Here is an 11,597-nt window from a genome sequence, read left to right on the forward strand (position 1 = left end):
CAAACGACAGGCCCTAGGCCGCGGCCCCGCTCTGCCTCCCCAACGCCTCGACGAGGTTGTCGTGGACCGGGATGTCCCGGCGCAGGCCGGAGAGTTCCAGGACCCGGCTGGGCACCCCCCGCGGGTCGGCGACCAGTCGCAGCCGGACCCCGCCGGGCAGCCGGTGGCGTACCTCGTCGAGCAGCCGGATGCCCTGGGAGTCCATGAAGACGGTCCCGGTCAGGTCCAGGACGAGCAGCCGCAGCGGTTCGTCCCGGGCGCCGGCCGCTTCGAGGATGAGGGGGAGCAGCCCCGAGGCATTGCAGAAGTCGATCTCGGGGGGCAGCGCGAGCACGGCGCAGCCCGGTGGCTCGTACGGCGCACCGGGTGGGGGGAGGAAAGTCACGTCGCTCACCTGACAGACGTCCGTCCGGCTTACGGAAAAGGGGTGGCCGCTTCCTGACCCGGCACCCATTCCACCATGCCGGGGTCCGGGCGCGGAAGGTGGCCGGGCGGACCGTCAGCCAGGCGTCACCTGTGTGCAACCGAGCAGCTAGAGTTCTGTCCGTCCTGTGCTCGCAGTCGGGAATGTGCTGCGGAGCTCTCCTGCGCACGGTCGTACGGCCGTGCATGCCGAAGAGGTTCGTGGTGACTGCGTCCGATTTTACCGATGTGCCGCGTTTTCCGGCTGGTTTCGAGCTGGCCGAGGTCCTGACCGCGGCGGCTCGGGAACTGCACGCGACCGTCACCCCCAACGGCACCCTGCGCACCGCGGTCAAACTGGCGGTGACCCTGGTGCCCGGAGCCGAGCAGGCGGGCATCTCGGTGGTCGAGCGCGGCAACCAGCGCCGCGTGCTGGCCTGGACCGACGAGGCCGTACGCACCGCGGAGTCCCGTCCCGGCGGCCGGGAACCGCATCCGCTCCTGGACCGCCTGTGGACGGTGCCCGTGGCCCGGCTGGCGGACAGCCTGGCGGAGGCGCCCGGCACCGCCCTGTCCGACTCCGGACTGCGGTCCGCGCTGTCGCTGCGGCTCCGCGCCGACCGGCGCAGTCTCACCGTGCTGACGGCCTACGCCAGCCGCCCCCGCGCCTTCGACGACGACGCCACCCGCGTCGGGCGGCTGTTCACCGCGCACGTCAGCCTGGCCCTGGACTCGGCGACCGAACGCGAGCAGCTCACCGAGGCGATGCGCACCCGGGACCTGATCGGCCAGGCCACCGGCATCCTGATGGAGCGCATGGAGACCGACGCCGCCGGTGCCTTCGAGAGCCTGGTCAAGGCGTCCCAGCGGGAGAACGTGAAGCTGCGCGACCTCGCCCGCCGCATCGTCGACGCCCACGACGTGCCCGGCGGCCGGGGCGCCGCCGAGCGCTAGCCTCGGTTCGCGGCTCGGTTCGCGGACCGGCTCGCGGGCCGACCGACGGCCCGGCCGGCGGCGAGGCGTCAACGGGCGGCGACGGGATATCCGTACGGTCATGACCGCCGAGACGCCCGACACGCTGGACCACGCCTTGGTGCGCAGCCAGGGCCTCGACACCCTGCTGCGCGATCTGACCGACCGCGCGGTGCGGGAGGTGCCCGGCGCCGTGGCGTGCAGCATCACCGTGCGCCGCGCCGACCGGCTGCTGACGCTGGCCGGCAGCCGGGGCCTGCCGCCCGGACTGGACCTGAGGCAGTACGAGAACGGCTCCGGCCCCTGCGTGGACGCCGCGGCGACGGGGAGCCCGCGCTACGTCCCCGATCTGGCCGCCGAGACCCGCTGGCCGACGTACACCGAGTACGCGCTCGCCACCGGGGTGCGCTGTGTGCTGGCGCTGCCGCTCGCCCTGGAGGGCGAGACGGGGGCCGCCCTCAACCTCTACGGCCTTCAGCCGCGCTCGCTGGCCGCGGGACGGGAGACGGCCCGCGCCTTCGCGGAGCGGGCCGCCGGTGCCGTCGACGCGGCGCTGCGCATCGAACGGCAGCGCTCCTCGGCCGCCGACGTGCGCACCGCCCTGCTGTCCCGCAGCGTCATCGACCAGGCGATCGGCATCCTGATGTCCCGGGAGCGGGTCGACGCCCGGGCCGCGCTGGACCGGCTGCGCCGCGTCTCCCAGAACCGCAACGTCAAGCTCCGGGACCTGTGCCAGGACCTGGTGGACCGGGTCGGCCGGGCGGGCCGCTCAGACGGCCGGCAGTGAGTCGCCCTGGACGGCCTGGATGTCCAGCTCCACCCGGAGCGTGGTGCCGATGGCGGCGATGCCGGCCTGGAGGACCTGGTTGTAGTTCATGGCGAAGTCCTCGCGCCGCAGCTCCGTGGTGGCCTTGAAGGCGGCCCGGGTGCCGCCCCACGGGTCGGCGCCGGTGCCCAGGTAGGACAGGTCCAGGTCGACCGGGCGGACCACGCCGTGCAGGCCCAGCTCGCCGTGGACGGTCCAGCGGTCCCGGCCGGCCTCCGCCACGCCCGTGGAGCGGAAGGTGATGTCCGGGAACCGCTCGACGTCCAGGAAGTCCGCCGACTTCAGGTGCGTGTCCCGCATGCCGTTGCCGGTGTCGATGGACGCGGCGCGGATGACCGCCTCCACCCGCGACTTGGTGACGTCGTCCGGGGCGATCTCCACCAGCCCACTGAACTCCGTGAACCGGCCGTGCACGCTGGAGATGCCCAGGTGCTGGGCGACCGCGCCGACGCTGGAGTGCGCCGGGTCGATGGTCCACGGTCCCGGCGGCGGCAGCTCGGTGCCGCCCTGCCGGGCCAGCGTCACCGTGCCGACCTCGGCCCGGCCGCTGGCGGTCACGATCGCGCTGGACGCGGCCGGCGCGTACCCGACCGCCGTGACGATCACGGTGTACGCCCCCGGCCGCAGCTCGGTGGTGTCCCGTACGGCCCCCTCGGCGTCCGCCTCGGCGCGCAGCACCTGCGTACCGGTCATGTCGGTCACCGTGACGACCGCGTGCGACACGGCCCATCCGTCCCGCGTTCGGATCTTCGCGGTCAGTCCCATCCCGTTTTCTCCCTGCAAAGGCGTAGAAAGTGCTGGTAAGTGGTCAAAAAAGAACCGGCCCGCGGTGGCGTGCGCACCTCCGCTCAGAGCGCGCACGCCACCACGGGCCGGGGTCTCGCTACTCGCCGGGGTGGGCGAGTTCGATGTCGTGGCCGTCGGCGCCCGGTCCGTTGACGGTCAGGGACGTCGCCACCGGCGGGTAGCCCGTCGCGATGACGGTGTACTCGCCGCTGTCCAGGTCGGTGAAGGCGTACGCCCCGTCCGAACCGGTGGTGGCGGTGCCGACCACGTTGCCGGCCGCGTCGACCAGCGTGACGCGGGCGTCGGCCAGCGGGCCGTGCGGCGCCTTGACGGTGCCCTGCACGCGGGCGCCGGCCTCCAGGTCGACCTCGACCCGGGTGACCCCGGTGCCGCCGACCTCGACGGGCAGCGCGCGCGGCCGGAACCCGGCGGCGTTGACCGCCACGGTCACCGTGCCCGGCACCAGCTCGGCGAGGGTGAAGTCGCCGCCCTCGCCGGTGGCGGCGGTGGCCAGCAGGTCGCCGCGGACGTCGGTCACGATGACCATGGCGTCCTTGACGGGCTGCCCGTTCGCCGCGGCCCGCACCAGACCGGTCAGGCCGCTGGTGCCGCTGAGCAGGACGTCGTAGGCGACCGGCTCGTCGTTGACCACGATCGTCGACGCCTGCGGCTGGTAGCCGTCGGCGGAGGCGATCAGGACGTAGGACCCGGCACCCGGCGCGTCCACGCCGTAGGAGCCGTCGGCCTGCGCGACCGAGCGGCCGAGCTGCCGTCCGCCGAGCGAGATCAGCGTGACCGCGGCCTGTGCCACGGGCGCGCTCTCGGCGCCGCGGACGAAGCCGCGGACCGGGATGCCGCCGGAGACGGGGGCCGGGGAGTCACCGGCACCGGTGGCCGCCGTGGCGACCGCGGCGAGCCGCTGGGTCTGGGCCGCACCGGGCTCGGAGACCGAGGCGGCGGCCACACCGGCCGGAACCGGCTCGGCGGCCGGGGCGGCGGCCTCGGCGGGGGCCGGGGCGGCCGGGGAAGCGGTCTGGCCGTTGGCCTCGGCGGCCTGCGCCAGGGCGCCGGAGGTGCGCAGCGGGACCTCCTTGATGAACAGCGTCACGAGGAAGCCGAGGAAGGCGATCGGCGCGACGATCAGGAAGATGTCGGCGATGCCGTGCCCGTAGGCGCTCTCCAGCCACTCGCGGATGCCCGGGGGCAGCAGGTCCATGTCCGGGATCGAGCTGCCGCCGGCCGCCTTGGCCGCCGCCGCCTGCTCCTGCGGGCTGAGCTGCCCGATGGTGTCGGAGGCGTAGTGGCTGATCCGGGTGGACATGATCGAGCCGAGCACGGAGACGCCGACCGCACCGCCGAGGGACCGGAAGAAGGTCACGGTGGAGGACGCGGCGCCCAGGTCGCTCGGGGCCACCTGGTTCTGGGTGCAGAGCACGAGGTTCTGCATCATCATGCCGACGCCGAGACCCATCAGCGCCATGAAGATCGCGATGTGCCAGTACGGGGTGTCGTACCGCATGCCGCCCAGCAGGCCGAGGCCCGCCGTCAGCAGCACGCCGCCGGCCAGCAGCCAGCCCTTCCACTTGCCGGTCTTGGTGATGATCTGACCGGAGACGGTGGAGGAGACGAACAGACCGCCGATCATCGGGATGGTCATGACGCCCGACATGGTCGGGGACTTGTCCCGGGCCAGCTGGAAGTACTGGCTGAAGTAGACGGTGCCCGCGAACATCGCGATACCGACGAACAGCGAGGCGATCGACGCCAGCGTGATGGTGCGGTTCTTGAACAGGCGCAGCGGGATGATCGGCTCGCTGGCCTTGGTCTCGACCAGGCAGAAGATCAGCGCCAGCACGATCGAGCCGCCGACCATGACGCCGGTCTGCCACGACATCCAGTCGTACTTGTCGTCGGCGAAGGTGACCCAGACGAGCAGCAGGCAGACGGCGGCGGTGATGAAGAAGGCACCGGCCCAGTCGACCTTGACCTTGCGCTTGACGACCGGCAGGTTCAGCGTCTTCTGCAGGACGAACAGCGCGATGAGCGCGAAGGGCACACCGACGTAGAGGCAGTAGCGCCAGCCGAGCCAGCTGGTGTCGGTGATGACACCGCCGAGCAGCGGACCGCCGACGGTGGCGACGGCGAAGGTCGCGCCCAGGTAGCCGGAGTAACGGCCGCGCTCACGCGGGGAGATCATCGCGGCCATGATGATCTGCGCCAGGGCGGACAGACCGCCGGCGCCCAGACCCTGGATGACACGCGCGCTGATCAGCATCGCCGGGTTCTGCGAGAGACCGGCGACGATCGAGCCGACGACGTAGACGATCAGGGCTATCTGGACCAGGGCCTTCTTGCTGACCAGGTCCGCGAGCTTGCCCCACAGGGGGGTGGAGGCGGTCATCGCCAGCAGCGAGGCCGTGACGACCCAGGTGTAGGCACTCTGACCGCCGCCCAGGTCACCGATGATCTCGGGCAGGGCGTTGGTGACGATGGTCGAGGACAGGATGGCGGCGAACATGCCGAGCAGCAGCCCGGACAGCGCCTCCATGATCTGCCGGTGCGTCATAGGAGCGCCTTCGGCGGAGCCTCCCCCGTGCTTGGCATGAGCCCGCACACCGGCTGGTGTGGTCGTTGCCATGGACTTCCTTTGCTTACGTGGTGATCGCGGGTGTACGGGTGGACTGCTCGGCCGCGGACGGCGCGGCGGGCCGCGGCGGTACCGCCGACCGGCAGTCGTCGAAACTCGCCCTGAGCCGGGCCATGAGCCCCGCGAGCTGGCCGACCTCGTCGTCGGTCCAGTCGCTCAGTCGGTGGGCGAGCAGCTGTGTGGTCCGTTCGGACAGCTCGTCGAGCTGCGTCTGGCCCTCGGGCGTCAGACGCAGGATGCGCGAGCGCTTGTCGGCCGGGTCGGGGGACCGTTCGATCCAACCCCGATCGGCGATGTGGGCGACATGGCGGCTGGTCACCGACATGTCCACGGCGAGCAGCTCCGCGAGCTTGCTCATGCGCATGTCGCCGTGGCGGCCGAGCAACGTCAGTACGGCGGCGGAGCCTCCGGGGCAGTCGGCCGGCAGGATGCGGCCCAGCTCCCGTTTCACGGCGCCGAAGGCGCTGAACTGGCGGATCAGCTCCTCGTACTGCGCCTTCTCGGCCATCTGCACCTCCTGATTTGTTGCTTAGGGCAACCATAAGAGCTGTTGGTTGCTGAAGGCAAATAAAGAAGGTAAGAGAGCACTAAAAGGTTGGCAAAGGCAAGTATTGCGAACGTAAACGTGCAGGTGGCGGCTGGACGGGCGGTGGCCGGGGGGTGGCGGCGTGGTGCTCGGGGGGTGGCCGCGTGGTGCTCGGGCGGTGGCGGCGTGGTGCTCGGGTGGTGGCCGACGGGTGATCGGCGGGGTGATCGGCAGGGGCGCCGGCCGGGGGATCAGCGGGGTGATCGGTGGGCGGGTCCGCCGGGTGGCGGTCCGCCCGGTGGACCCGCGCTTGGGACCTTCCGCCGGATTCGCTAATGTCTCGGCCCATGGCTAACACCCAGGGCCCCCAGGGCAATTACGACCCCGCTGGCAGCACCCAGATGTTCCGCGCGTTCGTCGACGAGGAGGGCCCGGGTACCCGGCAGACGGCGGCCGCCGGCTCGTCCGGCCCCCGCGTCGGCCTGATCATCGGCGTCGTGGTGGCCGTCGTGGTCGTCGCGGCCGTGGCCTGGCTCGCACTGAAGTAACCCGCCGCCGCGTTCCCGCTCAGCTCAGGCGCCGCCCCACCGTCTTCACGGGGGGCGGCGCTCGGTTTTCGGCGGGGTGGCGCGGCGGGGCGGCGCAGCAGGGCGCGCGACGGGGTGCCGCGGCGGGGCCTCGCGGCGGGGTGCGCGGTGGGGCGTCGCCCCGGCCGTCTTCTCCGTCGTCCCGCCGGAAGGGGCTGCTCAGTCGGAGATGAGGCCCTCGCGGAGCTGGGACAGGGTGCGGGTCAGCAGGCGTGAGACGTGCATCTGGGAGATGCCGACCTCCTCGCCGATCTGCGACTGGGTCATGTTGGCGAAGAAGCGGAGCATGATGATCCGCCGCTCCCGGGGCGGCAGCTTGGCCAGCAGCGGCTTGAGGGACTCCCGGTACTCCACGCCCTCCAGCGCCGTGTCCTCGTAGCCCAGGCGGTCCGCCAGCGAGCCCTCGCCGCCGTCGTCCTCGGGGGCCGGGGAGTCCAGCGAGGACGCCGTGTACGCGTTGCCGACCGCGAGGCCGTCGACGACGTCCTCCTCGGACACCCCGAGGACGGCGGCCAGCTCGGTGACCGTGGGCGAGCGGTCCAGCTTCTGGGACAGCTCGTCGGAGGCCTTGGTCAGGGCCAGGCGCAGTTCCTGGAGGCGGCGCGGGACGCGCACCGACCACGAGGTGTCCCGGAAGAACCGCTTGATCTCGCCGACGACGGTCGGCATCGCGAACGTCGGGAACTCCACGCCCCGTTCGCAGTCGAACCGGTCGATCGCCTTGATCAGGCCGATGGTGCCGACCTGGACGATGTCCTCCATCGGCTCGTTGCGGGAGCGGAACCGCGCGGCGGCGTACCGCACCAGCGGGAGGTTCAGCTCGATCAGCGTGTCCCGGACGTAGGCGCGCTCCGGGCTGTCCTCGTCGAGGGCGGCGAGCCGCAGGAACAGGGAGCGGGACAGGGTGCGGGTGTCGATGGCCTCCGTCACCGGGAGAGCCGGAAGAGGCTGGGCCGGCACTGCGTCGAGCGCAGAGGTCTCATCGATGGAGCCCAGCGCGTCGAGCGCGTCGGGCGCGGTCTCGCTCTCGGCGAGCGCGAGCACCTTCGAGCTGCCCTGGTCTGCGGACATGCCACCCCCTTTGGGTCGCGGGACGGTCGTGGCGTCGCGCTCCCACTTCAGGAGCGCAGCCCTCACCTGAATACCGGAGCCGGAGCCCCGGCAAACGCGTCTCACGCAGAATGTCACATGTCGGCAACACGCTGTAGTGACATGTCGACATGCGAGACGCGAAAACCCCCTGGAAACAGGGGGTCTGACGGCCTTTCGACCCCGAATCGCCCACAAAGGCCCTGGTGAGCGATTCGCTCTCCCTGGTTATAGCCCGCTCGTGCTTGCGATTACGCGTCGATCCGGTTCGCGGACCTCAAACGCTGGAAGCTACGCGCGAGTAGCCGCGAGACGTGCATCTGGGAGACGCCGAGTTCCGCGCTGATCTGCGACTGGGTCAGATTGCTGTAGTACCGCAGCAGCAGGATGCGCTGCTCCCGCTCGGGGAGCTGGACGAGGAGGTGGCGGACGAGGTCGCGGTGCTCGACACCGTCGAGGGCGGGGTCCTCGTAGCCGAGGCGGTCGAGGAGTCCCGGCAGGCCGTCGCCCTCCTGGGCGGCCTCCAGCGAGGTGGCGTGGTACGAGCGTCCCGCCTCGATGCAGGAGAGCACCTCCTCCTCGGTGATGCGCAGCCGCTCGGCGATCTCCGCGGTCGTCGGGGAGCGCCCGAAGGCGGTGGTGAGGTCCTCGGTCGCGCTGTTCACCTGGACCCACAGCTCGTGCAGCCGGCGCGGTACGTGGACGGTGCGGACGTTGTCGCGGAAGTACCGCTTGATCTCGCCGACGACGGTCGGCATCGCGAACGTCGGGAACTGCACGCCCCGGTCCGGGTCGAAGCGGTCGATGGCGTTGATGAGCCCGATCGTGCCGACCTGGACCACGTCCTCCATCGGCTCGTTGCGGGAGCGGAAGCGGGCGGCGGCGTAGCGCACGAGCGGGAGGTTGGCCTCGATGAGCGCCGCGCGCACGCGGGTGTGCTCCGGCGTGCCCGGGGCCAGGTTCTTCAGCTCGGCGAAGAGCACCTGGGTCAGCGCCCGGGTGTCGGCACCCCGGCTGCTGCGCTGGGGCGCGGGGGCGGGAGCGGTTTCCGGGGTGGGTTCCGGGGCGGTTTCCGGTGCGGGTTCCGGGGTCGTTTCCGGCGCGGGGGTGTCGGCGGCGTCCTGGGGTCCCTGCGGCGGTGCTTGAGGCGCAGTACTGGCCGGCACGGTCAACTCCACCTCATGATCTGTTCAAACGCATCCGTCAACTCATCCGTCAAAAGCGGTCATAGCATCACAAGACATGTGCACTGTGTGCAAGCACCGCATAAAGCCGTGTTGAGCGTTGAACGGGTGGTGAACGGCCCCTGTGACGCAGATCGGCCCCGCACCGGAGAGGTGCGGGGCCGGACGTGCCGTCGGGCGGGGGCTAGAACTCGTAGTCGGCCATCACCCAGGTGGCGAACTCACGCCACAGGGCGACGCCCGCCTGGTGCGCCGGGTGTTCCAGGTAGCGCCTGAGGGCGTCGGTGTCGTCCACGGCCGAGTTGATGGCGAAGTCGTAGGCGATGGGGCGGTCGCTGATGTTCCAGGCGCACTCCCAGAAGCGGAGTTCGTCGATCTGGTCGCCGAGGGCGCGGAACAGTTCGACGCCCTTGACCACGCGCGGGTCGTCGCGCTCGACGCCCTCGTTCAGCTTGAACAGGACCAGGTGCCGGATCATCGCCGTCCTCCGTTGTCCTTACTGTCCACCGTGGGCGACCCAGGACATGAAGTCGCCGATGGCCTTGGCGGCGTCGGAAATGCCCTCGAACCCTATCTGGACGTAGTCCGCCGCCTTGGCGGGGTCCGTGATGATCAGGTACAGCACGAAGACCACGACCACATAGACGGCGATCTTCTTCGCGTTCACCGCCACCGCGGCCTCCCCTGTCGCTGACGTCCCTGCCGGATGCCTCTGCTGTCCCGAGCGCTGCTCATGATCGCACGAAGGGCCCCGTCTTTCGACGGGGCCCTTGCGAAGAAGCGGTAGCGGAGGGATTTGAACCCTCGGTGACTTGCGCCACACTCGCTTTCGAGGCGAGCTCCTTCGGCCGCTCGGACACGCTACCGAGGGAGACCCTACCGCAAGGTGGGTCGTGCTCCGAAATCGATATCCGGGTCCGGTGTACGGGTCCGGTGTACGGGTCCGATATCCGGGTCCGGTGTACGGGTCCCGTGTCCGGGTCCCGTGTCCGGTTCGGCTCCGGGGCCTGTCTCGGCGTCCGGCCTTCAGCGGTGGCGGAAGAAGTCGGTGAGCAGCCCGGCGCACTCCTCGGCCAGGACGCCCCCGATCACCTCGGGCCGGTGGTTGAGCCGACGGTCGCGCACGACGTCCCACAGGGAGCCGGCCGCGCCCGCCTTCTCGTCGCGGGCGCCGTAGACCACCCGGTCCACCCGGGACTGCACGAGGGCGCCCGCGCACATCGTGCAGGGCTCCAGCGTGACGACGAGCGTGCAGCCGGTCAGCCGCCAGGCGCCGAGGCGTTCGGCGGCCCGCCGGATCGCGAGGACCTCGGCGTGCGCGGTCGGATCGCCGCCGGCCTCACGCTCGTTGTGCCCGGCCGCGAGGACCGTCGTGCCGTCCGGGGACAGCACGACGGCACCCACGGGGACGTCACCGCCCAGCGCGGCCCGGCGCGCCTCGTCCAGGGCGAGCCGCATCGGGGCCCGCCAGGGGTCGCGCACCGGGTCCGGAGCCGGTTGCGGAAGGTGCGGTGCGGTCAGCGGACGGTCTCCAGTACCTCCGAGGCGCCCAGCGACTCGGCGATCTCCATGAGCGCGTCCTCGGTCATCGAGCGCAGCTCCTTCTCGCTCACGCCGAGGTCGTCCAGGACCCCGGGGTCACCCACCGGCCCGTGCGGCACGTCGGCGGACGAGGTGTCCGCGGCGGCGTCGGGTTCGTCGTCGCCGGGCTCACCGTCCTCCGTGCCGTCGAGGTCGAGGGCGTCCAGGTCGGGGCCGTCGGCACCGGGGTCCCGGCCGAGCAGTTCATCGGTGAGCAGGATCTCGCCGTAGCTGCTGCGGGCAGCGGCGGCGGCGTCCGATACGTAGATGCGGGGGTCCTCCTCGCCGTCCACGCGGACGACACCGAACCACCCGCCCTCCTGCTCGATCAGGACGAGGACGGTGTCCTCGTCGGGAGAGGCTTCCCGGGCCAGGTCGGCCAGATCCGCCAGGGTCTCCACATCGTCGAGCTCCGTGTCGCTCGCTTCCCACCCGTCTTCGGTGCGCGCGAGCAGTGCGGCGAAGTACACCGTGACTCTCCCACTGGTCATAGGCGTGCCGGTTGGGGGTCCCCCCGGCGGAGGTCTCGGGCGGGCCAGGAGCGGGCTCCGAGCCCCACCCACTCGGAATCGTGGCAGAAACATGGCCGTCAGGGGACATCTTCGGCTCCCTGTGTCCGGCCGTTTTGATCGTGGGTCCGTCCGGGGCACGGTCCCGTCCGCAAGCACGCCGGAACCGCGTCACGAGGGGCCCACCAGCACAATCGTCGCCGCCACGTGCGGATCGTACGCGGCTTTTCCGTGCCGCCCGCGCACACCCGCACGGGAGCAACACCGGCGCGGCGCCCGATCTTCCCCGCGCCGCGCGCACTTTCCCGCACGGGCGGGCCTACCAGCGGAACGTGCGCATGCGCATCGCCCGCCGCAGCCGGGCGGTCCGGGCCCGGCGCGGCTGCACCCGGTCCCGCAACTCCCGGGCCTCGCGCAGCTCGCGAAGGAACCGCTCCCGGCGCCGCCGCCGCTCGGCGTCCGATTGCTCCGCCCGGCCCTGTTCCGCC

The 11,597-nt window shown here is 71.6% G+C and carries 13 protein-coding genes and 1 tRNA gene; 3 read left to right on the forward strand and 11 right to left on the reverse strand.

Annotation, left to right across the window (positions count from 1 at the left end; translation table 11 throughout):
• Positions 1-13: 13 nt before the first annotated feature.
• Positions 14-385 carry an STAS domain-containing protein gene (locus J7I94_RS35470; RefSeq protein ID WP_374198483.1) on the reverse strand — a complete coding sequence of 124 codons (372 nt, stop codon included), beginning with the start codon at positions 383-385 and terminating at the stop codon, positions 14-16.
• Positions 386-609: 224 nt separating this feature from the next.
• Between J7I94_RS35470 and J7I94_RS35475 the strand changes: the two genes are divergently transcribed.
• Together J7I94_RS35475 and J7I94_RS35480 are read left to right on the forward strand one after the other, a co-directional pair.
• Complete coding sequence (locus J7I94_RS35475) at positions 610-1,356, forward strand: GAF and ANTAR domain-containing protein (protein ID WP_215174084.1); 747 nt, start codon at positions 610-612, stop codon at positions 1,354-1,356.
• Positions 1,357-1,456: 100 nt separating this feature from the next.
• The gene (locus J7I94_RS35480; protein ID WP_215174086.1) at positions 1,457-2,161 is read left to right on the forward strand and encodes a GAF and ANTAR domain-containing protein; all 705 of its coding nucleotides are present in this window, start codon (positions 1,457-1,459) and stop codon (positions 2,159-2,161) included.
• Here J7I94_RS35480 and J7I94_RS35485 read toward each other — a convergent pair.
• The 3 genes from J7I94_RS35485 to J7I94_RS35495 all read right to left on the reverse strand — a co-directional run bounded on the left by J7I94_RS35485 (position 2,144) and on the right by J7I94_RS35495 (position 6,141).
• Complete coding sequence (locus J7I94_RS35485) at positions 2,144-2,965, reverse strand: YceI family protein (RefSeq protein ID WP_215174088.1); 822 nt, start codon at positions 2,963-2,965, stop codon at positions 2,144-2,146. The two genes, J7I94_RS35480 and J7I94_RS35485, sit on opposite strands and share 18 nt — an antisense overlap.
• A 118-nt stretch (positions 2,966-3,083) precedes the next feature.
• Positions 3,084-5,624, reverse strand: coding sequence for an MFS transporter (locus J7I94_RS35490; protein ID WP_215174090.1), 2,541 nt, complete (start codon positions 5,622-5,624; stop codon positions 3,084-3,086).
• Between the two features lie 13 nt (positions 5,625-5,637).
• The gene (locus J7I94_RS35495) at positions 5,638-6,141 is read right to left on the reverse strand and encodes a MarR family winged helix-turn-helix transcriptional regulator (RefSeq protein WP_215174092.1); all 504 of its coding nucleotides are present in this window, start codon (positions 6,139-6,141) and stop codon (positions 5,638-5,640) included.
• Between the two features lie 365 nt (positions 6,142-6,506).
• On the opposite strand from J7I94_RS35495, the gene J7I94_RS35500 reads away from it, so the two are divergent.
• Complete coding sequence (locus J7I94_RS35500; protein ID WP_215174094.1) at positions 6,507-6,707, forward strand: hypothetical protein; 201 nt, start codon at positions 6,507-6,509, stop codon at positions 6,705-6,707.
• Between the two features lie 198 nt (positions 6,708-6,905).
• Here J7I94_RS35500 and J7I94_RS35505 read toward each other — a convergent pair whose 3' ends face one another.
• The 7 genes from J7I94_RS35505 to J7I94_RS35535 all read right to left on the reverse strand — a co-directional run bounded on the left by J7I94_RS35505 (position 6,906) and on the right by J7I94_RS35535 (position 11,070).
• Positions 6,906-7,817, reverse strand: a complete 912-nt coding sequence (locus J7I94_RS35505) for an RNA polymerase sigma factor SigF (protein WP_215174096.1) — start codon at positions 7,815-7,817, stop codon at positions 6,906-6,908.
• 269 nt (positions 7,818-8,086) lie between these two features.
• On the reverse strand, positions 8,087-9,001 hold the full coding sequence (locus tag J7I94_RS35510) for a SigB/SigF/SigG family RNA polymerase sigma factor (RefSeq protein WP_374198486.1): 915 nt from the start codon (positions 8,999-9,001) through the stop codon (positions 8,087-8,089).
• 202 nt (positions 9,002-9,203) lie between these two features.
• Entirely contained in the window at positions 9,204-9,497 is a 294-nt protein-coding gene (locus J7I94_RS35515) for a Dabb family protein (RefSeq protein ID WP_215174100.1), read from the reverse strand.
• Between the two features lie 18 nt (positions 9,498-9,515).
• Positions 9,516-9,692 (reverse strand): hypothetical protein, encoded by a 177-nt coding sequence (locus tag J7I94_RS35520; RefSeq protein ID WP_215174105.1) that lies wholly within the window; start codon positions 9,690-9,692, stop codon positions 9,516-9,518.
• 108 nt (positions 9,693-9,800) lie between these two features.
• Positions 9,801-9,885 (reverse strand) — tRNA-Ser (locus tag J7I94_RS35525).
• A gap of 160 nt (positions 9,886-10,045) precedes the next feature.
• Positions 10,046-10,477 (reverse strand): tRNA adenosine(34) deaminase TadA, encoded by a 432-nt coding sequence (gene tadA, locus J7I94_RS35530; protein ID WP_251076224.1) that lies wholly within the window; start codon positions 10,475-10,477, stop codon positions 10,046-10,048.
• Between the two features lie 59 nt (positions 10,478-10,536).
• Entirely contained in the window at positions 10,537-11,070 is a 534-nt protein-coding gene (locus tag J7I94_RS35535; RefSeq protein ID WP_215174110.1) for a hypothetical protein, read from the reverse strand.
• Positions 11,071-11,597 lie beyond the last annotated feature (527 nt).

The sequence above is a fragment of the Streptomyces sp. ISL-12 genome, assembly GCF_018614415.1.
Taxonomy (GTDB): Bacteria; Actinomycetota; Actinomycetes; order Streptomycetales; family Streptomycetaceae; genus Streptomyces.

Coding starts and splice junctions, on each gene's coding strand:
- J7I94_RS35475 (WP_215174084.1), top strand. CDS start 610: ATGCCGAAGAGGTTCGTGGTGACTGCGTCCGATTTTACCGATGTGCCG.
- J7I94_RS35480 (WP_215174086.1), top strand. CDS start 1,457: ATGACCGCCGAGACGCCCGACACGCTGGACCACGCCTTGGTGCGCAGC.
- J7I94_RS35485 (WP_215174088.1), bottom strand. CDS start 2,965: ATGGGACTGACCGCGAAGATCCGAACGCGGGACGGATGGGCCGTGTCG.
- J7I94_RS35490 (WP_215174090.1), bottom strand. CDS start 5,624: ATGGCAACGACCACACCAGCCGGTGTGCGGGCTCATGCCAAGCACGGG.
- J7I94_RS35495 (WP_215174092.1), bottom strand. CDS start 6,141: ATGGCCGAGAAGGCGCAGTACGAGGAGCTGATCCGCCAGTTCAGCGCC.
- J7I94_RS35500 (WP_215174094.1), top strand. CDS start 6,507: ATGGCTAACACCCAGGGCCCCCAGGGCAATTACGACCCCGCTGGCAGC.
- J7I94_RS35505 (WP_215174096.1), bottom strand. CDS start 7,817: ATGTCCGCAGACCAGGGCAGCTCGAAGGTGCTCGCGCTCGCCGAGAGC.
- J7I94_RS35515 (WP_215174100.1), bottom strand. CDS start 9,497: ATGATCCGGCACCTGGTCCTGTTCAAGCTGAACGAGGGCGTCGAGCGC.
- tadA (WP_251076224.1), bottom strand. CDS start 10,477: ATGCGGCTCGCCCTGGACGAGGCGCGCCGGGCCGCGCTGGGCGGTGAC.